The sequence below is a fragment of the Mesorhizobium sp. M0243 genome (genome assembly GCF_040321775.1).
Lineage (GTDB): Bacteria > Pseudomonadota > Alphaproteobacteria > Rhizobiales > Rhizobiaceae > Mesorhizobium.
The window spans coordinates 88730-112945 of the sequence record NZ_JAMYSF010000004.1 but is presented as its reverse complement, the minus strand read 5'-3'; the positions used below and the strand labels follow the sequence as shown (position 1 = coordinate 112945).

General features: G+C 62.6%; 23 protein-coding genes. 13 read left to right on the top strand and 10 right to left on the bottom strand.

From position 1 onward, the window contains the following. Positions 1-17 precede the first annotated feature (17 nt). On the top strand, positions 18-2096 hold the full coding sequence (locus tag NKJ11_RS06585) for a membrane protein (protein WP_023809856.1): 2079 nt from the start codon (positions 18-20) through the stop codon (positions 2094-2096). Between the two features lie 2 nt (positions 2097-2098). Here NKJ11_RS06585 and clpS read toward each other — a convergent pair whose 3' ends face one another. The 4 genes from clpS to NKJ11_RS06565 form a co-directional block, all read right to left on the bottom strand. Next, entirely contained in the window at positions 2099-2404 is a 306-nt protein-coding gene (clpS, locus tag NKJ11_RS06580; protein WP_023809857.1) for an ATP-dependent Clp protease adapter ClpS, read from the bottom strand. A gap of 127 nt (positions 2405-2531) precedes the next feature. Further along, entirely contained in the window at positions 2532-2897 is a 366-nt protein-coding gene (locus NKJ11_RS06575) for a hypothetical protein (protein ID WP_023809858.1), read from the bottom strand. 215 nt (positions 2898-3112) lie between these two features. Beyond that, positions 3113-3346 carry a hypothetical protein gene (locus tag NKJ11_RS06570; protein WP_013529962.1) on the bottom strand — a complete coding sequence of 78 codons (234 nt, stop codon included), beginning with the start codon at positions 3344-3346 and terminating at the stop codon, positions 3113-3115. Positions 3347-3385: 39 nt separating this feature from the next. Next, on the bottom strand, positions 3386-3688 hold the full coding sequence (locus tag NKJ11_RS06565) for a hypothetical protein (protein WP_023809859.1): 303 nt from the start codon (positions 3686-3688) through the stop codon (positions 3386-3388). Between the two features lie 252 nt (positions 3689-3940). On the opposite strand from NKJ11_RS06565, the gene NKJ11_RS06560 reads away from it, so the two are divergent. Continuing rightward, on the top strand, positions 3941-4657 hold the full coding sequence (locus NKJ11_RS06560; protein ID WP_013529960.1) for a response regulator: 717 nt from the start codon (positions 3941-3943) through the stop codon (positions 4655-4657). After that, positions 4654-6060, top strand: coding sequence for an ATP-binding protein (locus NKJ11_RS06555; RefSeq protein ID WP_023809860.1), 1407 nt, complete (start codon positions 4654-4656; stop codon positions 6058-6060). Before NKJ11_RS06560 ends, NKJ11_RS06555 begins: the two co-directional genes overlap by 4 nt. 51 nt (positions 6061-6111) lie before the next feature. Here NKJ11_RS06555 and choV read toward each other — a convergent pair whose 3' ends face one another. The 3 genes from choV to NKJ11_RS06540 form a co-directional block, all read right to left on the bottom strand. Next, positions 6112-7293 carry a choline ABC transporter ATP-binding protein gene (gene choV / locus NKJ11_RS06550; protein ID WP_023809861.1) on the bottom strand — a complete coding sequence of 394 codons (1182 nt, stop codon included), beginning with the start codon at positions 7291-7293 and terminating at the stop codon, positions 6112-6114. Further along, positions 7290-8144 (bottom strand): choline ABC transporter permease subunit, encoded by an 855-nt coding sequence (gene choW, locus NKJ11_RS06545; RefSeq protein WP_127266555.1) that lies wholly within the window; start codon positions 8142-8144, stop codon positions 7290-7292. The genes choV and choW overlap by 4 nt, the downstream gene beginning before the upstream one ends. Positions 8145-8267: 123 nt before the next feature. Beyond that, positions 8268-9203 (bottom strand): choline ABC transporter substrate-binding protein, encoded by a 936-nt coding sequence (locus tag NKJ11_RS06540; protein WP_023809863.1) that lies wholly within the window; start codon positions 9201-9203, stop codon positions 8268-8270. A 258-nt stretch (positions 9204-9461) separates the two neighbouring features. Between NKJ11_RS06540 and NKJ11_RS06535 the strand changes: the two genes are divergently transcribed. After that, entirely contained in the window at positions 9462-10073 is a 612-nt protein-coding gene (locus NKJ11_RS06535) for a thymidine kinase (protein ID WP_023809864.1), read from the top strand. A 70-nt stretch (positions 10074-10143) separates the two neighbouring features. On the opposite strand, the gene NKJ11_RS06530 is transcribed toward NKJ11_RS06535, so the two are convergent. Continuing rightward, a complete protein-coding gene (locus NKJ11_RS06530) occupies positions 10144-11040 on the bottom strand; it encodes a DMT family transporter (RefSeq protein ID WP_128303731.1) in 897 nt (298 codons plus the stop codon). Positions 11041-11141: 101 nt separating this feature from the next. Between NKJ11_RS06530 and NKJ11_RS06525 the strand changes: the two genes are divergently transcribed. The 8 genes from NKJ11_RS06525 (at position 11142) to NKJ11_RS06490 (ending at position 21723) form a co-directional block, all read left to right on the top strand. Beyond that, positions 11142-11999, top strand: a complete 858-nt coding sequence (locus tag NKJ11_RS06525; RefSeq protein ID WP_128303730.1) for a LysR substrate-binding domain-containing protein — start codon at positions 11142-11144, stop codon at positions 11997-11999. A 94-nt stretch (positions 12000-12093) separates the two neighbouring features. Continuing rightward, the gene (locus NKJ11_RS06520; RefSeq protein ID WP_352610496.1) at positions 12094-12483 is read left to right on the top strand and encodes a c-type cytochrome; all 390 of its coding nucleotides are present in this window, start codon (positions 12094-12096) and stop codon (positions 12481-12483) included. Positions 12484-12794: 311 nt separating this feature from the next. After that, positions 12795-13883, top strand: coding sequence for a hypothetical protein (locus tag NKJ11_RS06515; RefSeq protein WP_127266549.1), 1089 nt, complete (start codon positions 12795-12797; stop codon positions 13881-13883). Positions 13884-13914: 31 nt separating this feature from the next. Continuing rightward, on the top strand, positions 13915-15060 hold the full coding sequence (locus NKJ11_RS06510; protein WP_352792939.1) for a hypothetical protein: 1146 nt from the start codon (positions 13915-13917) through the stop codon (positions 15058-15060). A gap of 24 nt (positions 15061-15084) precedes the next feature. Further along, the gene (locus tag NKJ11_RS06505) at positions 15085-16995 is read left to right on the top strand and encodes an AAA family ATPase (RefSeq protein ID WP_352610500.1); all 1911 of its coding nucleotides are present in this window, start codon (positions 15085-15087) and stop codon (positions 16993-16995) included. A 195-nt stretch (positions 16996-17190) separates the two neighbouring features. Then, positions 17191-18501 carry a DUF6638 family protein gene (locus tag NKJ11_RS06500; RefSeq protein ID WP_352610501.1) on the top strand — a complete coding sequence of 437 codons (1311 nt, stop codon included), beginning with the start codon at positions 17191-17193 and terminating at the stop codon, positions 18499-18501. 105 nt (positions 18502-18606) lie between these two features. Then, a complete protein-coding gene (locus NKJ11_RS06495; protein ID WP_013529949.1) occupies positions 18607-19731 on the top strand; it encodes a DUF2333 family protein in 1125 nt (374 codons plus the stop codon). A 312-nt stretch (positions 19732-20043) separates the two neighbouring features. Then, a complete protein-coding gene (locus NKJ11_RS06490; protein WP_023809872.1) occupies positions 20044-21723 on the top strand; it encodes a formate--tetrahydrofolate ligase in 1680 nt (559 codons plus the stop codon). 65 nt (positions 21724-21788) lie between these two features. Here NKJ11_RS06490 and NKJ11_RS06485 read toward each other — a convergent pair whose 3' ends face one another. Then, positions 21789-22433, bottom strand: coding sequence for a cysteine hydrolase family protein (locus NKJ11_RS06485; RefSeq protein WP_352610502.1), 645 nt, complete (start codon positions 22431-22433; stop codon positions 21789-21791). A gap of 126 nt (positions 22434-22559) precedes the next feature. On the opposite strand from NKJ11_RS06485, the gene NKJ11_RS06480 reads away from it, so the two are divergent. After that, complete coding sequence (locus NKJ11_RS06480; RefSeq protein ID WP_352610504.1) at positions 22560-23555, top strand: GlxA family transcriptional regulator; 996 nt, start codon at positions 22560-22562, stop codon at positions 23553-23555. A 5-nt stretch (positions 23556-23560) separates the two neighbouring features. On the opposite strand, the gene NKJ11_RS06475 is transcribed toward NKJ11_RS06480, so the two are convergent. Continuing rightward, positions 23561-24118, bottom strand: a complete 558-nt coding sequence (locus tag NKJ11_RS06475) for a sugar O-acetyltransferase (RefSeq protein WP_352610505.1) — start codon at positions 24116-24118, stop codon at positions 23561-23563. Between the last annotated feature and the right edge of the window lie 98 nt (positions 24119-24216).

Genomic DNA, 24216 nt, shown 5'->3' with positions numbered 1-24216 from the left:
AGATGGGAGGGTAAGGAATGAATTGGTCGATCTCCTTCGAACCGCTGATCTCCTGGCCACTGCTGGCCTTGGCGCTGGTGCCGCTGGCGCTGCTTGCGCTGGTCGGCCTGTGGTTTCGCCAGCGCGGCTCGGTCTTCCGCTTCGTCGCCCTTCTGGCGCTCGCCGCCGCCCTGTTCAACCCGGTGTTCCTCAACGAGGAGCGCGAGCCGCTGAAAAGCGTCGTCGCGCTGATTGTCGACCGTAGCCAGAGCCAGGATATCGGCGACCGCACCAAGCAGACCGACGAGGCACTGGCCGGGCTGCAGCAGCGTCTTGGCCGCTTCAAGCAGTTCGACGTGCGCGTCGTCGAAGCGGGTAAATCCGAAGCCGCCGAGGAGCGCACCGAGACACGGCTGTTCGGCGCGCTCGAGGGCGCCTTCCGCGACGTGCCGCCGTCGCGCATCGGCGGCGCCATCATGATCACCGACGGCGAGGTCCATGACGCCCCCCCGGCCGCGCCCGATTTCAACGCCCCGCTGCATGCCCTGATCACCGGCAACGACCACGAAAAGGACCGCCGCATCCGCTTCGAGAACGCGCCGCGCTTCGGCCTTGTCGGCAAGCCGCTCGACATGACCTACCGCGTCATCTCGACCGAAAACGAGACCGGCCCGGTCGATGTGCGCGTCTCGGTCAATGGCGAACAGGTCGCGGTCGAGCACGCCACCGTTGGCCAGGCGATGCCGCTGCAGGTAACCATTCCGGGTGCCGGGCGCAACATCGTCGAACTCGCCATCGACCGCGAACCGGGCGAACTGACCGACACCAACAACCGCGCCATCGCGCTCATCGACGGCATTCGCGAGAATCTGCGCGTGCTGCTCGTCTCCGGCGAGCCGCATGCCGGCGAACGCACCTGGCGCAACCTGCTGAAATCCGACGCCTCGGTCGATCTCGTCCATTTCACCATCCTGCGGCCGCCGGAAAAGCAGGACGGCACGCCGATCAACGAATTGTCGCTGATCGCCTTCCCGACCCGCGAACTGTTCGTCGAGAAGATCAAGGATTTCGACCTCATCATTTTCGACCGCTACCAGCACCGCGACGTGCTGCCGATCCTCTATTACGACTACATCTCCGAATATGTCGAAAAGGGCGGCGCGCTGCTGATCGCGGCCGGCCCCGAATATGCCGGCGAAAGCTCGATCGCGCGCACGCCGCTGATGTCCGCCCTGCCGGCGATGCCGACCGGCGAGGTGGTCGACAAGGCCTTCTATCCGCGCCTCACCGAACTCGGCCAGCGCCACCCGGTGACGCGTGGGCTGGATGGCTCCGCCACCGAGCCGCCGCACTGGAGCCGCTGGTTCCGCACCATCGGCGTGCAGAACCCCGAAGGCGCAGTGGTGATGAAGGGCGCCGACAACCGGCCGCTGCTGTTGCTCGACCGCAAGGGCGAAGGCCGCGTCGGCATGCTGCTGTCCGATCAGGGCTGGCTGTGGGCGCGCGGCTTCGAGGGCGGCGGCCCGCATGTCCAGCTCTACCGGCGCATCGCCCACTGGCTGATGAAGGAGCCTGAGCTCGAGGAAGAGCGGCTGACCGCCGACGGCCGTGGCATGGTGCTGGAAATCCGCCGCCAGACGATGGCCGACGATCCCGGCCCCGCGCAGATCATCACCCCGTCCGGCAAGACCTTGACCGTCAAGCTCGATAAATCCGAGCCCGGGGTCTTCCTCGGCAGCGTCGAGACCAGCGAGATCGGCCTCTATCAGGTCGCCAATGGCGACCTCACCGCGCTCGCCCATGTCGGGCCGGTCAACGCACCGGAATTCGCCGACGTCATTTCCACCGAAAGCCGGCTGAAGGCGCCGGCTGAAGCCACCGGCGGCAGCGTGCGCCGGCTGGCGTCGTCCACAGCCCTTGGCAGCGACGTGACGCTGCCCTCCATCGTGCCGGTGCGCTCGGCTGGCGCCGCGTCCGGCAACGACTGGATCGGACTGCGCACCACGGACGACAGCGTGCTCAAGGCCGTCTCGCGCGTGCCGCTGTTCGGCGGCTTCCTCGGCCTCGGCCTGCTGCTTCTGGCAATGGGTTCGATGTGGTACCGCGAAGGACGGTAGGGCTACTCTTCCGGCTCCGTCGTGAACATCAGCGGATAGCCCTTGGCCTTGCCGGCATCGGTGGCACGCGTCGCCTTGGTCTCGGCGACATCCCTGGTGAACACGGCGACGACGCAGACGCCACGCCGATGCGCGGTGATCATCACCCGATGCGCCTGGTCTTCGCTGAGTTTGAACTCGCCCTTCAGCACCGTCACCACGAACTCGCGCGGCGTGAAATCGTCGTTGATGAGGATGACCTTGTAGAGCTTTGGCCGTTCGACCTGCGGCTTGACCTGGACGCGCGGTTTTGTGGTGATTTCAGGCATTGGAACCGACCATTTGCGTAAGCGACCTTCGCCATTCTGGCACCAGCGAAAGCAGCCGTCTATTTTGATCAACGCCGCAAGCCGAGCGCGGCTATTCACACCTATGTGGGAAAGTGTCGTTTGCCGTTCAACGGCCCTGGCGACCGAACATCCGACGGCTTGGAATCTGCCGCGCGGTCGTGGCGGACGGCATATCGGGGCGAAAGCGGTTTCCACCGGCATCCGCCCGGCGTTCCAGCCAGGTCGCGATCGGCCACGCGGCGACGCAGATCAGCGTCGCGCCGGTCAGCACGACCAGCAGCCAGGTCTGTGCCGGCGTGATGTAGTCCCAGCTGGTGGAAATCGCCGGCGCGAACAGCGAAGGCTCGGTGCGTCCGGTGGCCGGATCGGGCACCGGGCTGGCGGTGAACAGGATCAGCACCCTGGCGACGCCGGTGGCAACCAGGCCGCCGATCACCATCGAGCGCAAAATGGACGAAAGCCGCTTCTTCATGCGGATTGTCCTACACGGTCGGCGTTGCAAACGGGTTAAGTGTCAGTCGAGGCGGAAGCTGCCGGTGCCAGACTTCGTCAAGATCAGTTGAACCCATCGACCCGCTTCATCGCCAACGTCAGGGCTTCAGCGGTTCGGACAGGAAGAAGGCCGCTCCAGCCGAAACCAGCTGGAGCGGCCTTGGTCAACAGGCCGGCATTTTGCGCCGGACCTTATTAGGTCTTCGGGGCGTCCTTCTTGACGGCCTTCTCGGCAGCCTTCTTGTGCTTCTTGACGGTCTTCTTGACGACCTTCTTCGGAGCAGCCTTGGCCGGAGCGGCAGTCGCCGGAGCGGTGGTCGTCGAAGCAGCCGGAGCAGCGGTCGTGGTGGCGGCGGCGTTGCCGAGAGCCGGCATCGCGAAGGCGAGAGCGACGGCGAGACCGGTTGCGGAGAGGATGGACTTTTTCATGGCTTCGTTTCCTTTTTATGCGGGCCAAGTTTCGGAGTGTTACTGAACCGGGTCGTTCGGCGTCACTCCAAGCAGCTTCAAAGCACTGGCGAGCATCCGGATGCCCTGCGCCTGTTTCTTGGCGGCGCAGTACCGGTTGCCCTTTCTCTGAAGTGCCTTTGCCGCGGTGACCTGCGTTGCCGTGGCATGGGTTTCGAGGGCTTCATCAAATTGGTGGCTAAGATTGGCGCACCGTTCGCTCCGGGTTGTGAGCGTCACCTTTGCGTCCGATTGTCCGACAGCGGCAGTGACCAGGCAGAAGCCCAGCAACGCACCCAACAAACTGATCGACAACCTTGGCATCGGTTTATCCGTAAACCCGGAGACTAGCGTCGCAGCCGATGACCTGACCGCCACGAGATCAGTTATGCCCTTGAAATTTTTCAGGAGTTTTTCTGAACTGTAGAATTTTGTTTCTGGATTGTGTCTGAGAAAGCCGGTGTGAACCCGTCATAGCCACTGGCCAACATATGGCCTGAATTCTATCGTGTGGGTTGCGACAGAAGGGCTTGGCAATCAAAGACAGAAGGGCTTGGCAACAATGACAGGGCTGCTGTGAAATCCGACGCACACATACTGATCGTCGACGACGACAAGGGTATCCGCGACCTGCTGCAGGAATTCTTCCAGAAACGGGGCCTGCACACCTCGGTTGCCGCCGACGGCATCGAGATGGAGACCATCCTGCGGCGCGTCCAGGTGGACCTCATCGTCCTCGACGTGATGCTGCCCGGCAAGAGCGGGCTGGAGCTGTGCCGCGACCTGCGCGCCCAGTATTCGACGCCGATCATCATGCTGACCGCCGTCACCGAGACGACCGACCGCGTCGTCGGCCTGGAAATGGGCGCCGACGACTATGTGCCCAAACCCTTCGACCCGCGCGAGCTTTTGGCGCGTATCCGCGCCGTGCTCAGGCGCAATGGCGCCGCCGAGCCGAAGCGCGCCACCACCAAGCAGATCTACCGCTTCGCCGGCTGGACGATGGATTGTGCTCGGCGCCGGCTGATCGCACCCGACGATGTCAGGGTCGAACTGACCATGGCCGAATTCAATCTGCTGCAGACCTTCGTCAAGAGCGCGCAGCGCGTGCTGACCCGCGACCAGCTCATCGAGCTGTCCGGCGGCGACAGCGACTATTCCTTCGACCGCAGCATCGACATCCTGGTCAGCCGGCTGCGACGCAAGATGGAGGATGACCCGAAGACGCCCAAGCTGATCCTGACCGTACGCAGCGGCGGCTACCAGTTCCTGCCCGAGACGACCTCCGAATGAGACGTTTCCTGCCGCAGACCTTGCCTGTCTGGGTGCTGCTGATCGTCATTGCCGGCCTGCTGATCAGCCAGGTCGCGACCCTCTATATCGTGTCGCGCGACCGCGCCGCCGCCAACGGCGTCGTCGACCTCTACCGGCTCAACGACCGTGCCTTCTCGCTGGTTCAGCTCATGCATGACGCCAGTCCGGACGAGCGCAAGGCGACGGCGACCGGCCTCTTCAACTCCACTTACGCGCTCACCGTTTCGGACACGCCGGCGGTCACTTCGTCGATCGCCGGCGACGACGAACTGGCCGAACTCGAAGACATCCTCGTCGGCCGGCTGTCGAAATTCGGCATCACCGATGCACGCGTGCGCCGCGATCCGGCGACGCGCGAGGCCGATGACGCGGACGGCACGGCGCCGGGACCCGACATCGGACAGGTCGAGCGTGACCTTCTGGTGCTGGCCGCCGACTTCGCCCAGAGCGACAAGCTGACGGCCTCGCTGCGCTTCGCCGACGGCCAATGGCTGAACTTCACCGAACCGATCACGCCCGTCGGCCCGATCCTGAGCTTCGACAGCCTGCCGCTTTATTCGCTGATCGCAGGGCTGGTGGTGATCATGTCGATCTGGTCGCTGCGCCGGCTGACGGCGCCCTACCGGATGATGGAAACCGCCGTGAACCGGATCGGCAAGGATCTGAAGAGCCCACCGATCGCCGAGAGCGGCAGCCGCGAGGTCCGTGCCGCCGCCAAGGCGATCAACGCCATGCAGGCGAGGTTGCGCGAATATGTCGAGGACCGCGAACATCTGGCGGCGGCATTGGCGCATGATCTGCGCACGCCGATGACCAGGATGCGCCTGCGCCTGGAGCTGTTGCGCAAATCGGCGGTCCGCGAGGCGCTGGCGCACGACCTCGCCGACGTCGAGGGCATCGCCAGCTCGGTGATCGACTTCGCCACCTTCGAGGTGACGGAAGAGAAGAACGAACGCATCGATTTCTGGTCGCTCGTGGAATCGATCGCCGACGGCTATGACGACGTGTCGTTCGACGACGAGACCCGTTCGCGCGGGCTGATCTGCATGGCGCGGCCGGTCGCGCTCAAGCGCTGCGTCACCAATCTGGTGCAGAACGCGGTCACCTACGGCAAGAAGGCGCATCTTTCGCTGCGCCGGTCGGAAGACATGATCCTGCTCACCATCCGCGATGAAGGGCCCGGGATACCGCAGGCACAGATCGACGCCGTGTTCGGCTCGTTCGTGCGCCTCGAACAATCGCGCAACCGCCAGACCGGCGGTCTGGGCCTCGGCCTGACCATTGCCCGCAACATCGCGCGCGCCGCAGGTGGCGAGATCCGCCTGTCCAACAACCCGGGCGGTGGCCTGCTGACGCAACTGCGCCTGCCGCTGGCGGCATAAAAAGCATTCAAGCAGCCTCCGCTGCCCGCGGCGGCGTCCACGAATTTGGCGTTACCGCCGCAGCACCGCGCTCAGCACATCGCGGATGCCGATGGCGCCGACGAAGCGCGACTGGTCGTCGAACAGCGCCACGGGTGCTGTCTGCGAGCGGTGCATGGCCAGCATGACGGTTTTCAGCGAGGTGCCCGGATTGGCCCAGAACACCTGCGCTACTTCCTCGGGCTGGCCTTCGACGTCGGCGCACGACACCCACACCGCCGGCTTGCCGTCGCGTTCGGCCGCCGCCACCAGCCCGTGATCGTCGATCTTGAAGCGCGTCGTCTTGCGGCGGTCGAGCCACACCCAGCCGTCCTTGCCGTGCTCCAGATCGCGACGGTCGCGCATCACGTTCCAGGCGGTCAGCACCGACAGCGGGTTCACATTGGCGATGAAGTCGCGGACATAGTCGTTGGCAGGCCGCAGCACGATGTCCTCCGGCGCGCCGGTTTGCACGATGCGCCCACCCTCCATGATGGTGATGTGGGAGCCAATCTTCAGCGCCTCCTCGAGGTCGTGGCTGACGAAGATGATGGTCTTCTTCAACTCGGCCTGCAGTTGCAGCAATTCGTCCTGCAGCTTGGTGCGGATCAGCGGGTCGAGCGCCGAGAACGGCTCGTCCATCAGCAGGATCGGCGCCTCGGTGGCGAAGGCCCGCGCCAAGCCGACGCGCTGCTGCATGCCGCCCGACAGCTCATGCGCGTATTTCTTCGACCACTGGTCGAGATTGACCAGCTTGAGCTGGCGTTGCACGCGCTCCTTGCGCTCGGCTTCCGGTACGCCGGCGAGTTCGAGGCCGAGACCGACATTCTCCTCCACCGTACGCCAGGGCAAAAGGCCGAACTGCTGGAACACCATCGCCACCTGTTTCTGGCGCAGGCGCCGCAGGGTCGCCTCGTCGCAGGTGACGACGTCGACGGTCTTGTCGCCATCCTTGACCAGCACCTGGCCGCGCGACACCACGTTGAGCCGGTTGACCGCCCGCAGCAATGTCGACTTGCCCGAACCGGAGAGACCCATCAGCACGGAGATTTCGCCCTCGTTCACGGTCAGGCTGGCGCCGGCGCAACCCAGTACATTGCCGGTCTTGTCGAGGATCTCGGCGCGGCTGGCTCCGGCGTCGACCATCTTCAGCGATCCGGCCTGGTCGGCGCCGAAGACGATATCGACGTTCCGGAAATCGACGGCGACGGTCATTTCTTGCCTCCAACGGCGATGCGGGTCATCCGGTCGAGCACGATGGCCAAAACGACGATAGCGAGGCCCGCCTCAAGCCCGAGGTCGATCTTGCGCGAACCCAGCGCCCGGTTGATTTCGGTGCCGAGGCCGCCGGCGCCGATCAGTGCGGCAAACACCACCATCGACAGCGACAGCATGATGCACTGCGTCAGACCGGCCATGATGGTAGGCAGCGCCGAGGGCAGCTCCACCTTCCACAGCAACTGGCTCTTGGTGGCGCCGAACGCCTCGCCGGCCTCGACGATCGACTTCGGCACCGAGACGACGCCGAGATGCGTGAGACGAACCGCAGTCGGGATGACGAAGATGATCGTGACGATGAGGCCGGGCGCATTGCCGAGGCCGAACAGCGTCAGCACCGGGATCAGGTAGACGAAGGTCGGCAGCGTCTGCATCAAATCGAGCACCGGCAGCATGACGCGATAGACCTTCGGCTTGTGCGCCGCCCAGATACCGAGTGGCACACCGATGGCCATCGAGGCGGCGGCGGCGGCAACCACCAGCACCAGCGTCTCTACCGTCTGCTTCCAGAGGTTCTGGTTAAGGATGAACAGCAACCCGAGAAAGACAGCCACGGCCAAGCCTCTCGATCGCTGCAGATAATAGGCAAGCAGTGCAATCAGCGCGATGAGAAGGACCGGGGGTACCAGCAGCAGCGTGTCGACCACTCCGTCGAGCAGGAAATTCAAACCGCCGGAGAGACCGCGGAAGAAGGTGTTGAAATTGTCGGTAAGGAAGGTGAAGAACGCTTTGCCCCATTCGCCTATGGGGATCTTGTAACTGACAAAGAATTTTGAAATCGGATCCATCTTGCCCCTCTTTGACAGTCGCCGTCCTTGCCGGACGGTCATCTTGTCACAGGATATGAAAAAGGGCAGCCCCTTCTAAAGTGACTGCCCTTCTTGATCGGTCACGCCGAACGCAAGACCTGCTCAGCTTCCGAGCGCAGTCTTCACGGCTGCAGCCGCGTCGCCGCCATCGAAAGTGGTCACGCCGGCAATCCATGGAGCAACCGCGTCCGGATGCTTCTTGAGCCAGTCGGTCGCAGCCGTATTGGCATCGGCGCCCTTGAGGATCGCGTCCATTATCTCGCCTTCCATGTCGAGATTGAACTTCAGGTTGGCGATGAATTTGCCGGCATTCGGGCACTCGGTGGTGTAACCCTTGCGCACATTGGTATGCACGGTGGCTGCGCCAAAGCCGCTGTCGCCCATGCCATCGAGATAGGTGATCTTCATGGCACCCATCACCGGATGCGGCGTCCAACCGAGGAACGCGATCCACTCATTGCTCTTGATCGACTGCTCGGCCTGCGTGAGCATGCCAGCCTCCGAGGATTCGACCAGCTCGAAGCCTTCGAGATTGTCCTTCGGGTTCTTGATCATGTCGAGGATGATGCGGTTACCATCATTGCCGGCCTCGATGCCGTAGATCTTGCCGTCGAACTTGTCCTTGAACTTGCCGAGGTCGGTCAGCGTCTTGACGCCGGCGTCCGCGACATAGGTCGGCACGACGATACCGTAGCCGGCGCCACTGAGGTTTTCGCTGATGGTCTCGACCGAACCGTCGGCGGTGTAGTCCTTGATGTCGTTGGTCATCGACGGCATCCAGTTGCCGAGGAAGACATCAAGATCCTTGTTCTTCAGCGACGCCATGGTCACCGGCACCGACAGCTGGATCGTCTGCGGTTCGTAGCCGAGCGCGGTGAGCAGTACCGATGCGACGCCGGTCGTCGCCTGGATGTCGGTCCAGCCGACATCGGAAAGACGCACCGCCTTGCAGCTCGCCGGATCGCCGGCAAAGGCAGCGCTGGTGGACAAAAAAGCCGCCAGGCCGAGGCCGGCGACGAAAGAGTTCATACGCGACATAGACAGTCTCCCATTGTGATTCTTTGGCGAAGCGTAGCTACGGTTTCTATGCCCGCCTTGTTTCGTCAGCCAAACACCATTCTGGTGTGGTTTCAAGCATTAAGACAATCACGATCAACGGCGCGGGCTGGCCAATCAGCGACACATCAGGCGCTTTTGCCATGCCGGACGGTTTTTTCGAAGACGGGCGGGCTTTTTCAGGGGAATGCGGGCGACCGCCCCTCCCCGTATCAGGGCAAGTCGGCTTAAAAGAGCGGCATGGCCAAGCTTTACTTCCACTACGCGACTATGAACGCCGGCAAGACGACGATGCTCTTGCAGGCCTCTTACAATTATCGCGAGCGCGGCATGGGCACGATGCTGTTCGTCGCCGGCCACTACCGCAAGGGCGACACCGGCCTGATCTCGTCGCGCATCGGCCTGGAGACGGAAGCCGAGATGTTCCGCGATGGCGACGATCTGTTCACCCGCGTCGCCGATCATCACGCGCATACGTCAGTGCATTGCGTCTTCGTCGACGAGGCGCAGTTCCTCGAGGAGGAGCAGGTCTGGCAGCTCGCCCGCATCGCCGACCGGCTGAATATCCCGGTCATGTGCTACGGCCTGCGCACCGATTTCCAGGGCAAGCTGTTTTCCGGCTCGCGCGCGCTGCTGGCCATCGCCGACGATTTGCGCGAAGTGCGTACAATCTGCCGCTGCGGCCGCAAGGCGACGATGGTCGTGCGCCTCGGCCCCGATGGCAAAGTGGCGCGCCTGGGCGAGCAGGTGGCGATCGGCAAGGACGTCTATGTCTCGCTCTGCCGCCGTCATTGGGAAGAAGAAATGGGCCGCGCCGCGCCCGACGACTTCATCGGCTTTATCAAGGGCTGACTCTGTCTCTTGGTTTTTGGAGCAATTCCCAGGGGGAGCGCTATGTGCTTTTCTTGGAATTGCACCGGGCTCATACGGTCGAGACACGCCACTTCGGAAACCGCCAACCCAGCCGCACACCCAGCGTCGCCACTGCAATCAGCGCCATGCCGGCAGCCTGCGCCGGTCCGAGCGGATGCCCATAGATCGCCCAGTCGACGATGATGGCGACGACGGGATAGATGAAGGTGATGACGCCGATCACCGGTGTCGTCAGGCGCGGAAAGGCCGAATTCATCAACACGTAGGCGATGCCAGTGTGCAGCACGCCGATGCCGAGCAGCCAGCCCCATGACGCAGGCGCAATATGTTGGCCGATGCCGGCGAACGGGGCGAGCATGACGACCCCAACCAGTGTTTGGCAGAGTACCGTAATTTCGGCGCGCTGCTGACCAAGGCCCTTGGCGAGGATCGTTGTAACGGCGTAGAGCATTGCGCCGCCCAGCGTCAGCGCAATGCCCGGCGCCCAGTTGGCATCGTCGTGGCCGTGCGCGAAGACGAGGCCGCTGGCCAGCACGACGCCGAGAAACGCACCGAGCATCCACAGCAGTTGGTCGAGCGAGATGCGCTCCTTGAGGAAGACGACACCGATCAGGACCACGAAGAACGGCTGGATATGGTAGATAATCGTCGTCGTGGCGATCGATGTCATGGCGAAGCCGGCGAAGAAGGCCGTCCAGCTCAGCACCATGCACACGCCGGCAAGTGCTGCAAGGGCAAGCCGAGACGGCGACAGCGTCCGATCCGGCAGATAGCCGCGCAACAGGCACCATAAGAAAAGGAATATCGCGCCGAACACACATCGCCAGAAGACGACGGCAACGGGATGCAGCCCCGATTCCGTGGCGAAGGCGCCGACCGTACCGGCGATCACCATTGCCAGAGCAAGGCTCGCGGCCGGAAAGCGGGCTGTCGAGGCGTCCGTCATGTGGTGGTTTCCCAGCGATCCCAGCAACCATCTGGTCACTGGCGCCACCTTCAAACAAGCGAATAGATTTGTGATGACCTATTCGATATACTGATAGCACCATGGCCGCGCCACTCGATCTCAATCTGCTGAAAACCTTTGTCGCCGTCGTCGAGAGCGGCAGCCTTTCCAATGCAGCACCCAGGGTCGGCCGCAGCCAGTCGGCGGTCAGCATGCAGATGCAGCGGCTGGAGGAGATGGTCGGCAACCAGCTTCTGGTGCGTGGTCCCAGAACCGTCACTCCCAATGCGATCGGCGAGGATTTCCTGATCTATGCGCGCCGGTTGCTGAAACTGTCGGATGAAGCCTGGGCAAGCGTCACCCGGCCTAAGGAAACAGGCAGCGTCCGCTTGGGGGTGCCCGACGATTATGCCGCCTTCCTCCTGCCGCCCGTGCTCTCACGCTTCGCGGCGGAGCATCCCCTGGTGACGGTGGAGTTGATCTGCGAACAGTCGACCGCGCTGGTGAAGACGCTGGCGGAGGGGCGGCTGGATCTGGCGATCATCACCCGCTTGCCGGAGCAGCCGCTTGAGGTGATCCGGCTGGAACGCTTCGTCTGGGTCGCCTCATCAAACCATGTCGCCTGGGAGACCGATCCGCTTCCGGTCGCCTTGTTCGAACCGGGCTGCGCCGCCAGGATGAATGTTCTGCAGGCGCTTGGCGATGCCGACCGCTCCTATCGCTGTACCTATTCAAGCGCCTCTCTGCTTGGCCTGATCGCCGTCGTCCAGGCCGGGCTCGCGGTGGCTGGCCTCGCCCTGCGCAGCGTACCACCGTCGCTGCGCATCGTCGGCGGCAATGAAGGGCTTCCGGTGCTGCCGGACCTCGAAATCGGCATCCTTCGCAACCCGCTGTCGACGACCCAGGCGGTCGAGCGGCTGAATGATTTCCTGCGCCGCGATCTGGCACAACAGGCCTGACTCGCGGGCCTGTCTTCCGCAATCCCGCCGCGATGCAGCGTTTGTTAAAGCCTCGGTACTATAAGGCCGCCAGCCAGAACTCTCCGGAGGCAGCATGTTTCGAGCCGCTTCGTCCGCCAGCATCCTTCTCCTTGCCAGCTCGCTTGTGGCCCATGCCGGCGGCGACCCGGCCCTGGGCAAGAAGGCCTTCAACCGGTGCATGGCCTGCCATGAAGCAGCCACCGACCGCGACAAGGTCGGTCCGCATCTGCTGGGCGTCGTTGGTCGCACCGCCGGAAGTGCGGAGAGTTTTCTTGGCCGCTATTCCGAGGCGATGAAGAGTGCCGGCGCCGCCGGCCTGGTCTGGGATGAAGCCAATCTCGCCGAGTATCTCAGAGCACCCAAGCTGAAAGTGCCCGGCAACAAGATGGCGTTTGCCGGCCTGGCCAAAGACGACGACATCGCCAACGTCATTGCTTATCTGAAGGCCGATCCCAAGCCCTGATCCGCTGTTCGTCAGCTCTGTAAAGCCGGCTTTCTCCTCGCATATCGCGGCCGCGATTGCTTCGGCGGTTTGCCCAATACAAAGGCATCCGTGCGCCTTCGCCTTGCAGCATGAAAGTTCAATGACAGCTGAACTATGGCTGGTCGGCAAGCTAATCACGCTAAGCCCACGCCTTCACTGGTTTTCAAGACCCTGACGAATTTTTTTGTTTTCACGCCGCCCTTATCTTCACGTCTTTCAATCCCCTGATGCCCCACATATATTCGCCGCTGTTCGCGACCAGCGACGTCATGCCGAAGCGGGAGGCCCCAATGGCGACATTGCAGAATTTCGACGCCGAAATTGCCAAGACCAAGCAGGTCGTGCAGGACATGCGCTCCAAGATCGAGCAATCCGGCACCATGCTTGATACGCTTGCCACATCAGACAAGAAGATCGGCGACGCAAATTTCGACCTCGAGAACGCCCGCATCGAGGATGTGCTGAAGCAGCAGAAGGTGATGGAAGGCAACATTGCCGACCTGATCATCGGGCTGGAGGACGCCACCAACGTCTTCGGCGCCGAGTTCGAGAGCATGAAGAACTACACCGGCTGGGAAAAATTCATTGGCATCTTCTCCAGCCAGAGCAAGCAGCGCATGCGCACCGACCGCGTTCGCAACATGTCGCTGGCCGGCAATCTGCAGGAACTGCTGGTCAAATCCGACACCATCGTCGGCATATTGAAGGCGCAGAAAGAGGTTCTCGACCAACGCTACAAGACCTCGGAAACCAGCCTGTCTCAGGTTATCGAGCGCCGCAAGACCACCATGACCAATCTCGAAGCCGTGCAGAAGCGCATCGAGGAGCTCAACCCGATGCTGCTCGACATCGAAAACAAGATCGCCGCTTCGACCAGCCAGAAAGACCGCACGCAGCTCGAAGGCGAACGCTCCAAGCTGGCGACGGAATACAACGAAAAGCAGGCCAAGGAGCAGGAGCTGCTGGCCGAGAGCCAGACGCTCGAGCGTTACACCTCGATGTTCCAGACCTTCGTCGATTCGCTCAACAACCAGATCGCCGCGCAATCGACGCTGATCAACAAGCTGACCATCGATACCGAGCAGCGCATCGTGCTCTACAAAGCGCTGGAAGATTCGCTGAAGACCGCCGCCCAGCAGGACGTCGCCCACAAGATCAACACGCTGGGCAGCCAGGTCGACAACACCGCCGAGGAAACCATGGCCGGCATCGGTGCTGCTTCGCAAAAGCACATCGGCGACCTGCTCGAGATGCACGAGAAGAACATGGTCGCTACCGCCGACATCCAGCGCCGCAAGAAGCTGGCCGACGATGCCTTTGCCCGCCGCTTCGACGAGGTGCTGAAGAAGCACAATTCGGCGAACTACGTGCAGTCTTAGGAGTGACAGGACTGCCCGCGAGCGCACAGGCATGACCCCCGAAAACGAAACGGCGGCACGGTATTTTTCCGCCATCACGGCCGCACTCAGCGGCCTTGAAGTGTTCATGCGCGACGATCGCTCGCCGCTCTACCGGCATGGCATCGTCGCCAAGATCGTCGCCGAACACATCGCCAGGCTCGACAAGTCGTTTTCCTGCTGGCGCAACCGGCTCGGCTTCATGGACACATTCCACATTTCGCGCGCCGAAAGCGGATTTCCGGTGTTCCAGAACTTGCTCGAACTGGAAAACGACCGACGCCAGGCCGACGCGCGGCTTGCCAACATTCCGCTCGCCGGCGAGTTGCGCGAGGAAATGGCCGACTTCATCCTGCGCCAGAAGGAATTCCCCGCGGCGCTGCAGAAGTCGATAGCCGAGCGGCTTTATCTCGAGGACGTGAAAAGCGAGAACACGTTCGGCCCGTTCACCTTGGCGCAAACGGCCAAGGTCTCGGTCAATCCGAAGACGGGGCGGCCTTATTATCTCGTCCACTGGGCGACGTTCGACGGCAGCGCCAACCTGCCGCTAGTCTACATGGTGACAGTGGAGGATTCGTCCGAAACGATGATTCGCCAGCTTGTCGATAGAAACGGCAAGCTGAACGAGACGATTGACATTCCGCTGCCGGTCGATGGCCTGCTCAATCCCGAGCTTGCCCACCGTTTCGACGATTTCACCGAGAAGAACTCCGCCTACACGCTGTCGCCGGCGACCATCGCGGTCAATCTCGACAAGGATTTCGAGCCGCTGCACCCCAAGCAGCTGCGCCGCGTCGTGCTCGGCCCGTTCTATTCGGCTGGCATTACCGACAACAATTCGACGGTGACCGAGGTACTCGCCAAGGTGCGCAAGCCCGAAAATGCCTGGCTGCTGACCTGGACCATCCAGGAGGTCTATTCCAAGGCCGAGAAGCCCGGCCGCAAGGGCCTGTTTTCCAGCGAGAAGACGACCCAGGAATTCTTCATCAACACCGACGATCTGGAAGCCGCGCGCCAGGGCGTGTCGAGCTATGAAAACCACGCGCTGATCCCGCACGAGGCCTATCAGGCGCTCTACGCCGCCGGCGAGGCACAGAAGATCTTTGCCGGCTACAAGGTTCACATCCTGTCCAACGGACAGGTCATCTCAGACGTCTGACCGTCACACCACGGAGCACCCTTCATGGATACCGGCCTGACCACCATCCCGGAAGCCGCCATCGAGAAGCACCGCGCTACCGCGCAGAGCTTCATCACCCGTGTCGTCGTGCTGGAGGACCCGTCTAGCTCCTCCGGCACAGCACTTGCCGGCACCAACCGCCGCTTCGTTTCGACCGTCTCGGTCGGTTCGGTGCGCCGCACGCGCGAGGTCGAGCTGTCGAAGACCGTCGGCGCCGTTCATCCCGATGATCAGCTGCTGACCATCCCGCAGCACACGCTCCTGTTTCGCGCCCGGCGCGGCACGGCGATCGCGCTGGCAATATCGGACGTCTTTGCCGAGGGCTCGGACCTTGAAAGTCTGCAGGCCAAGAACACCCGCGCGCCGCTCGAAGGCGACGAGGCGTCTACCTTCAAGAAGCTTCTGTCGGCCTCGGCTTACATTTCGGCCTTCAGCCTCGCCTCCTACCTGTTCCAGCTGATCGACAGCGACGGCGAGGCGCCCAACGACAGTCCCGAACCGGACTTCCTGTTCGACACGCCGCAGGATGCGGTGAAGTCGATCCTGGCCGGCCTCGACAAGGCGATCTCGGGATCGTCCGACGACGCCGACCTGATGACAAGGGCGCGTGCCTTCGCCCGCGTCGCCATCGACGGGCTTCTGGCCCGCAAGGGCCGCTTCGACGGCATCGGCCCGTTCGAGAGCGCGCATATCCGTATCGATGCCGACGATTTCACCCTCGATGGTTTCGACGTCGCGCCGGGCAAGCGTTCAAAACCGCTGGTGATGACATTCAAGAAGCCGGAAGAGGTCGTCGGCAATCACATCGCCAAATACCAGTCGGTCAAGCTCGCCAAGATGCTGATGGCCTACGACTTCGAGCGCGAACTCAATCCGTTCGTCGAACTCGGCGGCTTCCTGTTCACCTTCATCGGCGACGGCGCCCCCGGCACCGGCAAGACGACCCTGATCCAGATGATCGCCGGCCTCGTCAACGGCTACTGCCAGGTCGCCGGCTATCCCTTCGCCTACGAGAATTTCGGCGTCGACCAGATCTCGTCCTATCAGGGCAAATCAGGCCAGAACTGCCGCCAGTTCATCAACAATGTGCTGAACCCGCGCGTCATCGGATTCGGCACCATCGACGACATCGACCAGGTGGCGGCGCGCCGCTCAGACGACCGCGCCTCGGCCGGCCAGCAGGAAATCACCGGCGTGTTGATGGATGCCTTCGCCGGTGCCGCGACCGTGGTGCGCGGCAATTGCTCGTTCGGCATGTTCTCCAACTATCCCGAAAATGTCGACGACGCGCTGCGCCAGCGCGCCGGCGCCCGCTGGCTGGTCGACGGGCCGCAGAGCCGCAACGACTACATCGATATTTTTGTCCTGCTGGCGGGAAAAAACCACAAGATCCCGCTCGGCGACCACGATCTCTACGCCGCGCAGGAAATCCAGCGCGCCGTGACCGAAGCCTATGAGGGGCACGAGAAGCCGCAAGAAGACGGGCTGATGAAGGTCTACGAGCGCTACATGAAGGAGAACGGCGCGCCGAAAACGATGGCCGACATCGGCACCTATCTGCACCTGATCAAGGATGCCGAGCCCCGCTTCACCGGCCGCGCCATCAAAAACGTCACCGACGCCATCAAGATGCGCGCCATGGACATCGAGCTTCCCGACGACTGGTTCGAGAAGCCGGAAGTCTTCATGCGCAAGGGTTATGACGAGAAGAAAGCGATGATCGAGGAACTGCGCGGCCCCTTTTCGATGGACATGGTCATGCAGGAGATCAACCGCTACGCCGACTCGGAGTTCCGCTATTCCGACAAGTCCGACGACTCCGCCGTACAAAAGCTGCTGCGCGACGCCCGCCTGCGCGAACGGGCCGCGCGCGAGATGGAGGAGATGAAGAAGAAGGGGCTGTGGAATGCGTGAGTGCGCGCCTACCCCCCTCTGGCCTGCCGGCCATCTCCCCCTCAAGGGGGGAGATCGACTTTCACCATCGCTTTTGCCAATCTTCGACCTATCTGGAGAAGCGACACGGACGACGCTGCCAATCTCCCCCCTTGAGGGGGAGATTGCCGGCAGGCCAGAGGGGGGTGCTGGCACGCTCCTCGGGAGCGATGCACCTTGACCACAAAACCCGCCAAGAAACCCGATCTCCTGCGCGACAACGAGCTGATCTATGGCCGGCTGCTGACGGTCGACGAGCCGCATTTGATCCAGCGCTACAACAAGGCGCTCGCCGCATTCGGCTTGAAGCCGACCAAACTAAAGAGCTTGCAGATCGACCGCACCGGCTTCTCGCCTGAAGTGGCCGAGGAATGCGATGATTATGACTATCTCGATCCCAACGAGGTCAACCGCCGCTTCATCATCCTGACGCCGTCGCAGATCGACCTGCCGGTGGTGCACACCGCCTTCTCCAACACCTCGCAACTGATGTTCGAGTTCATGTCCAGGAACCGGCGCGCCATCGATGCGCTGACGATCAAGGACGTCATCTACGGCGAGATCGAGGATTCCATTCCGAAGGTCAACGACATCGAGGATTTGCTGTCGATCAGCCAGGTCGAATTCAAGGTGCTGTCGGCCGAGGATGTGCTGGGCAAGGCCGCCGAACTCGGCAAGCTCGTGGACCGGCTGAAGCAGGAGCCCGATGCCTGGCGCGACAGCGCCATGCTGAACCGGATGGTGGAGCTTGCCAAGATCTGCGGCGACATCCGCGAGAACGCGCTGGTGCCCGACCAGGTGATCTTCCGCCACAATGCCTACTGGACCAGTCACTTCGGCGGTCTCTACGTGTTCGTCGACCCTGATATAACGACGGTGATCAGCGATCCGGCCGCCCCCGGTTTCCGCCGCTCGCGGCCGTGGCAGGTCAGCTATCTCTCGATCAACGACGCCGACAAGGTGTTCAAGTTCCTCGCCACCACCGGCCGCATCGAGCTGCCGCGTGCCTCCTGGGTGGAGACCTCGGGCTATCTCGAGCACCGCGCCGAGATGGTGGTGCGCGCGCTGATCCGCGATGCCGAGCCGAACCGCAATTTGACCGATGTCGACAAGGTCTGGCTGCAGACCTGGATCCAGAGCCATGCCGACCTGATCACCAGAGACGGCAATTTTCCGTTCCTCAACGCCGCCAAGCGCGAGATCGCCCAACTCGGCCACCTCAAGATCGAGGATGTCTTCCCGCAGCAACGTTTCCTTGTCATCCGCGCCAAGCCTGACCACCCCGACGCCTGGCTGACCAACCGGCTGATCTCGGATTTCGTACCGTCGGACTTCGTTTCGCGCTACATCTTCAACAAGGACGGCTTTTATGAGGACTATGGCGGCTTCAGCGACGCGTGGCGATCGCATGTTGTGGACGTTCTCAAAACCACATATTTGAAGGACAAGGTGGCGTTTCGCACACGCCTCTACGGCCTGACTGACTAGAACGAAATGAATCGTTATGTCGTTCTAACTTCTTGTTTTGGCGCATGATGTTATCCAAAAAGCCTGCAACTTTTTGGCGTCATGCTTTGAGGGGGTGACACAGCCATGCTCGATCCGATCGTGAATTTCTTCACCCGCATTTTCCAGTGGATTGGCCGCGGCATCGGCCTGTTGATCGGCGTCATCCTGTGGCCGTTCCTGTGGGCCGGGCGCTGGTACACGCAGCGCGGCTGGATCCTCAAGGCGGCGGTCGGCCTCGCCCTGCTGGTGCTGATCGGCCTCTACGCCAATTTCTTCTACGCCACCCAATGGTGGAACAATTTCAACCCGAACTATCCCGACACCTACACGTTCGAGAAGCGCAATGTCTCCGCCGGCGAACAGGTCTCCGCCGGCGCCGGCACCGACACCGCCAAGACCTGCGGCAACTCCGGCATTGCCCAGATCGCCGCCGACCTGACCGACTTCAACGTCAACCAGAATGCCTGGATCTCGTCGATGATCCTCTACAAGCTTGGCCTGTTCGGCATCGACTGGGACAACACGCCGTGGATGGACAACAAGGCCTCCTTCCAGCGCGGCATCAACCAGGCGGTGCGGCGCACCGCGACCGAACTCGCTGACAATCTCGGCCGCGTCCGCACCACCTCGCAGATCGACAGCGATCTGCAGAATGCCCGCGGCAACCTGCAGTTCGACGAGGAGACCTGGTATTTCGGCCTGAACCCGTTCGGCCCCAAGACGCCGACACCGAGCTACTATCGCGACGCTGTGCGCATGCTGCGTTCCTTCAACGCTCGCCTTGCTACCTGCCAGGCGACATTCGACGCCCGCGCCGACAATCTGAAACAGTATATCGACCGCATCTCGTCCGACATCGGCTCGACCTCGGCGATCCTCAAGGAACGCGCCGAGAACCACAACAATGGCTGGTTCGACTTCCGCGCCGACGACCGCTACTGGTTCGCCTATGGCCAGCTCTATGGCTATTACGGCCTGATGAAGGGCGCCCAGGCCGACTTCGAGGACGTCATCAAGGAAAAGCATCTGCAGAACCTGTGGGACACAATGGACTCGCAGTTCGTTTCGGCGCTGAAGATCCAGCCTTTCATCATCGCCAATGGCCGCGAGGATGGCTGGCTGTTGCCGACGCATCTGACGACGATGGGCTTCTATGTGCTCAGGGTGCGCTCCAACATGGTCGAAATCAGCAACGTTCTGACGCAGTAGCGCTGTTCCATTAGGGACCAGGCGATGGCGAATTTGCGCCGTCGCCTCTGTCGCATTCCGTGCATTGTGCGGCTGTTTTGAGACGGCGGCGCGGCGTGTCCTCTGGCTTCTATACGGCGCGGCAACGGAGCCAGGAAGAACCGATGACAGGTCGGCCGGTCCGCAGAGGAATTTTCTCTATAGGAAACATAGTTGCATGAAAGTTGACGCCGCGGCAGCGACAGGGTTAGAACATGCCCGCGCCCGGGTCCAACCTGCCTGCGAGTAAGATCAACCCGTCCCCTCCATCGTCCAATCCAGAGGAAAGCCGTCATGGCCGAAGTGAAGTCCGACATCGAGATCGCGCGCGGCGCCAGGAAAAAGCAGATCCAGGAGATCGGCCAGAAGATCGGTATCCCGACCGAACATTTGCTGCCCTATGGCCACGACAAGGCCAAGATCTCAGCTGAATTCATCAAATCGGTGAAGGGCAACAAGGACGGTAAGCTGATCCTCGTCACCGCCATCAACCCGACGCCGGCCGGCGAAGGCAAGACCACGACCACGGTCGGTCTCGGCGACGGCCTGAACCGCATCGGCAAGAAGGCGATCATCTGCATCCGCGAGGCCTCGCTGGGCCCGAACTTCGGCGTCAAGGGCGGTGCCGCCGGCGGCGGCTATGCGCAAGTCGTGCCGATGGAGGACATGAACCTCCACTTCACCGGCGACTTCCATGCCATCACCACGGCGCACAACCTGCTTTCGGCGCTGATCGACAACCACATCTACTGGGGCAATGAGCTCGGCATCGACACCCGCCGCGTCGTCTGGCGCCGCGTCATGGACATGAACGACCGCGCGCTGCGCGAAATCATCTGCTCGCTCGGCGGCGTCGCCAACGGATTCCCGCGCGAGGGCGGTTTCGATATCACCGTCGCCTCGGAAGTCATGGCCATCCTGTGCCTGTCGACCGACCTGAAGGACCTCGAAAAGCGCCTCGGCGACATCATCGTCGCCTATCGCCGCGACAAGTCGCCGGTCTATGCCCGCGACCTCAAGGCCGACGGCGCCATGGCCGTGCTGTTGAAGGACGCCATGCAGCCGAACCTGGTGCAGACGCTGGAGAACAACCCGGCCTTCGTGCATGGCGGCCCGTTCGCCAACATCGCGCATGGCTGCAACTCGGTCGTCGCCACCACGACGGCGCTCAAGCTCGCCGACTACGTCGTCACCGAAGCCGGCTTCGGCGCTGACCTCGGTGCTGAAAAGTTCTTCGACATCAAGTGCCGCAAGGCGGGCCTCAAGCCGGCGGCGGCCGTCATTGTCGCCACCGTGCGCGCCATGAAAATGAATGGCGGCGTCAAGAAGGAAGACCTCGGCAAGGAAAACGTCGAAGCGGTGAAGAAGGGCTGCGCCAATCTCGGCCGCCACATCGAGAACATCCGCCAGTTCGGCGTGCCGGCGGTGGTTGCCATCAACCACTTCTACTCCGACACCGACGCCGAGATCCAGGCGATGAAGGACTATGTCGCCTCGATGGGCGAAGAGGCGATCCTGTGCAAGCACTGGGCGCACGGCTCGGCCGGCATCGAGGATCTCGCCAACAAGGTGGTGGCACTGGCCGAATCCGGTGCTTCGCAGTTCGCGCCGCTCTATCCCGATGCCATGCCGCTGTTCGAGAAGATCAACACCATCGTCCAGCGCATCTATCGCGGCTCGGAAGCGATCGCCGACAAGTCGGTGCGCGACCAGCTCAAGGCCTGGGAAGACGCCGGATACGGCCACTTGCCGGTGTGCATGGCCAAGACGCAGTACTCGTTCTCGACCGACCCGAACCTGCGCGGCGCGCCGACCGGCCACACGGTGCCGGTGCGCGAGGTCAGGCTTTCGGCCGGTGCCGGCTTCGTCGTCATCATCTGCGGCGAGGTCATGACCATGCCCGGCCTGCCCAAGGCGCCGTCCTCGGAAAAGATCTTCCTCAACGAGATGGGCCAGATCGAAGGCCTGTTCTAAAATCCTTCAGTTCAAACCGCAAAGGGCGCCGCAGCGATGCGGCGCCCTTCTGTTTTCGGATAACCCTAAGCAGCGCTGCGCGAGAGCGCCCGCTGGTTGGAGCCGAAGATGGTGTCGCGTTCCGGCAGCGCGCCGGTCTTCAGGCACTCGACCCATTCGGCGGTCTTGAGCACGGCGGCGAAGCGCGACTGCAGGATGATCGTGACCACGCGGTGGATCTCCTCGGCCGAGGCGTAGCCGGCGCTGTTGGCGTAAGGCACCGAGCCGGTCGCATCCGACAGGAACTCGACGGCAAAGCCCATATGCACGGCGTGGATGATGGTCGACAGGTCGCAATTATGCGTCATGTAGCCGACCACCGTGATCGTATCGATGGCGTTGGCGCGCAGCCAGTCCTCGAGGTCGGTGCCGGTGAAGGCGGAGGGCAGGTTCTTTTCGACATAATAGTCGCGCTCACGCTTGGCGATTTCGGGATGCAGTTCGCCGCCATGGCTTCCCCTAGCGAAGATCGGCGATGTCTCGGGCGCCATCTGCTTGACGACCACCACCTTGATGCCAGCAGCAGTCGCTGCATCCATCGCCCGCGCCACATGGACGACGCTGTCGCGGAACGGCGGATGCTGGATGGCAAGACTGCCGCCATCATAGTCGTTCTGCACATCGACGACGATCAGCGCCCGGCGTGGCGTGGTGTTGGCTGGGTCAGACATGGTGTTTTCCTTTCCGGCTCGAATGCGATGGACCGAAAATAGCCGGGTGGCTGGGTTGCCGAAAGTGGCCCAATTGACATCATTCGAAAGAATTGGGACAATCGCATTCAACTGCCGGAAGCACCCATGACCGACCCGATCATTGCCGTCCTCGCCTTCGACGGCATCAGCCCGTTCCATCTTTCCGTGCCCTGCCTGGTCTTCGCAGAGGACAGGACGGCGCTTGGCCTGCCGCGCTTCGACTTCCGCATCTGCGCGGTCAAGCCCGGCCCGATCCACACCGAGGCCGGACTGACAATTGCCGCGCCGCATGGGCTCGAAGGCCTCGACGGCGCCGATATCGTCATCATTCCAAGCTGGCATCATCTCGGCGAGCCGGCATCGCCGCCGCTGATGGAGGCGTTGCGCCGGGCGCACCAACGCGGCGCCTTGATCGTCGGCCTGTGCCTCGGAACCTTCGCCATTGCCGCGGCCGGGCTGCTTTCGGGCCGTCGTGCCGCTACGCACTGGGCCTATTCCGAACAGTTGCAGAAACTCCATCCCGACGTCGCCGTCGACGCTTCGGTGCTCTATGTCGACAATGGCGACATCGTGACCTCGGCCGGCGTCGCCGCCGGTCTCGACTGCTGTCTCCACATCGTGCGCGCCCGCTACGGCGCGGAAGCGGCATTGCGGCTCGCCCGCCAGATCGTTCTTTCTCCGCATCGGCAGGGCGGGCAGGCGCAATTCATCGAGCATCCGGTGGCAAGAAGCGCCGACGCCGACCGCTTCACCCAGGCCCTGGACTCAGTTCGTGCGACGCTTGGCGAGACGCATAGCCTCGACAGCGTCGCCGAGGCCGCTGGCCTGACCCGCCGCACCTTTACCCGTCGCTTTCAGAAATCGATCGGCGCCAGCTTTGGCGATTGGCTGACCAGCCAGCGGATCGAACTGGCGCAGCGTTTGCTGGAAGCGACGGAGAAATCCATGGACATAGTGGCCTTCGAAGCCGGCTTCGGCAGCGCCACCTCGCTGCGCCAGCATTTTTCGGCACGGCTCAAGACATCGCCGGCGCAATACCGGCGGGAATTCTCCAGAAGGACCGATCAGGACGAGCGCATGACGTACGTCCTATCGTCCTGACCTGTTCAGCCTCGCTTGATCGCCCGCGCCGGATTGCCGAGCACCGTGGTGTTCGCAGCCACGTCGCGCGTTACCACCGCCCCCGCACCGACGATGGCACCTTCACCAATGCTGACGCCGCCAAGGATGACGGCTGAGCCGCCGATCCAGGCATTGGCGCCGATCTCGACGGGTCGGGCGATCTCCAGTCCGGCCTGCCGCCCACTGGCCTCCTTGTGATGCTCGGCGCAATAGATCTGCACATTGGGACCGAGCAGCGTTCCCTTGCCGATGCGCACACTCGCTGTGTCGAGGATGGTGCAGCCGGCATTGAGAAAGACCCCGTCGCCGAGAAAGATGTTGAAGCCATAGGCGCAGTGGAACGGCGCCTCGATGCGGGCGCCCTCACCGGCGTTGCCGAGCAAAGTTTTCAAGCCCGGCCCGAGATTGCCGCGCTGCCGCGGCGGCAGGCAATTGTGCTCGAACACCGCGTCACGCGCGACAACACGCAAGGACTCCAGCTCATCATCGAGGCAGGTGTACCATTCGCCGGCCGCCATCTTCACGCGCTCGCTTTCGACCATGACGCGTCTCCAGTTCACGTCCTTGCAAAGCACAAGTGCGGCCAACAGAAAAGCGCCGATGCCAGTACTGGCCAAATATTGGACCTATGGTAGCCTGT

What these genes read in the sequence shown, in the direction of transcription:
- NKJ11_RS06585 (WP_023809856.1), top strand. Translation starts at nt 18, where the DNA reads ATGAATTGGTCGATCTCCTTCGAACCGCTGATCTCCTGGCCACTGCTG.
- clpS (WP_023809857.1), bottom strand. Translation starts at nt 2,404, where the DNA reads ATGCCTGAAATCACCACAAAACCGCGCGTCCAGGTCAAGCCGCAGGTC.
- NKJ11_RS06575 (WP_023809858.1), bottom strand. Translation starts at nt 2,897, where the DNA reads ATGAAGAAGCGGCTTTCGTCCATTTTGCGCTCGATGGTGATCGGCGGC.
- NKJ11_RS06570 (WP_013529962.1), bottom strand. Translation starts at nt 3,346, where the DNA reads ATGAAAAAGTCCATCCTCTCCGCAACCGGTCTCGCCGTCGCTCTCGCC.
- NKJ11_RS06565 (WP_023809859.1), bottom strand. Translation starts at nt 3,688, where the DNA reads ATGCCAAGGTTGTCGATCAGTTTGTTGGGTGCGTTGCTGGGCTTCTGC.
- NKJ11_RS06555 (WP_023809860.1), top strand. Translation starts at nt 4,654, where the DNA reads ATGAGACGTTTCCTGCCGCAGACCTTGCCTGTCTGGGTGCTGCTGATC.
- choV (WP_023809861.1), bottom strand. Translation starts at nt 7,293, where the DNA reads ATGACCGTCGCCGTCGATTTCCGGAACGTCGATATCGTCTTCGGCGCC.
- choW (WP_127266555.1), bottom strand. Translation starts at nt 8,144, where the DNA reads ATGGATCCGATTTCAAAATTCTTTGTCAGTTACAAGATCCCCATAGGC.
- NKJ11_RS06540 (WP_023809863.1), bottom strand. Translation starts at nt 9,203, where the DNA reads ATGTCGCGTATGAACTCTTTCGTCGCCGGCCTCGGCCTGGCGGCTTTT.
- NKJ11_RS06535 (WP_023809864.1), top strand. Translation starts at nt 9,462, where the DNA reads ATGGCCAAGCTTTACTTCCACTACGCGACTATGAACGCCGGCAAGACG.
- NKJ11_RS06530 (WP_128303731.1), bottom strand. Translation starts at nt 11,040, where the DNA reads ATGACGGACGCCTCGACAGCCCGCTTTCCGGCCGCGAGCCTTGCTCTG.
- NKJ11_RS06525 (WP_128303730.1), top strand. Translation starts at nt 11,142, where the DNA reads ATGGCCGCGCCACTCGATCTCAATCTGCTGAAAACCTTTGTCGCCGTC.
- NKJ11_RS06520 (WP_352610496.1), top strand. Translation starts at nt 12,094, where the DNA reads ATGTTTCGAGCCGCTTCGTCCGCCAGCATCCTTCTCCTTGCCAGCTCG.
- NKJ11_RS06515 (WP_127266549.1), top strand. Translation starts at nt 12,795, where the DNA reads ATGGCGACATTGCAGAATTTCGACGCCGAAATTGCCAAGACCAAGCAG.
- NKJ11_RS06510 (WP_352792939.1), top strand. Translation starts at nt 13,915, where the DNA reads ATGACCCCCGAAAACGAAACGGCGGCACGGTATTTTTCCGCCATCACG.
- NKJ11_RS06505 (WP_352610500.1), top strand. Translation starts at nt 15,085, where the DNA reads ATGGATACCGGCCTGACCACCATCCCGGAAGCCGCCATCGAGAAGCAC.
- NKJ11_RS06495 (WP_013529949.1), top strand. Translation starts at nt 18,607, where the DNA reads ATGCTCGATCCGATCGTGAATTTCTTCACCCGCATTTTCCAGTGGATT.
- NKJ11_RS06490 (WP_023809872.1), top strand. Translation starts at nt 20,044, where the DNA reads ATGGCCGAAGTGAAGTCCGACATCGAGATCGCGCGCGGCGCCAGGAAA.
- NKJ11_RS06485 (WP_352610502.1), bottom strand. Translation starts at nt 22,433, where the DNA reads ATGTCTGACCCAGCCAACACCACGCCACGCCGGGCGCTGATCGTCGTC.
- NKJ11_RS06480 (WP_352610504.1), top strand. Translation starts at nt 22,560, where the DNA reads ATGACCGACCCGATCATTGCCGTCCTCGCCTTCGACGGCATCAGCCCG.
- NKJ11_RS06475 (WP_352610505.1), bottom strand. Translation starts at nt 24,118, where the DNA reads ATGGTCGAAAGCGAGCGCGTGAAGATGGCGGCCGGCGAATGGTACACC.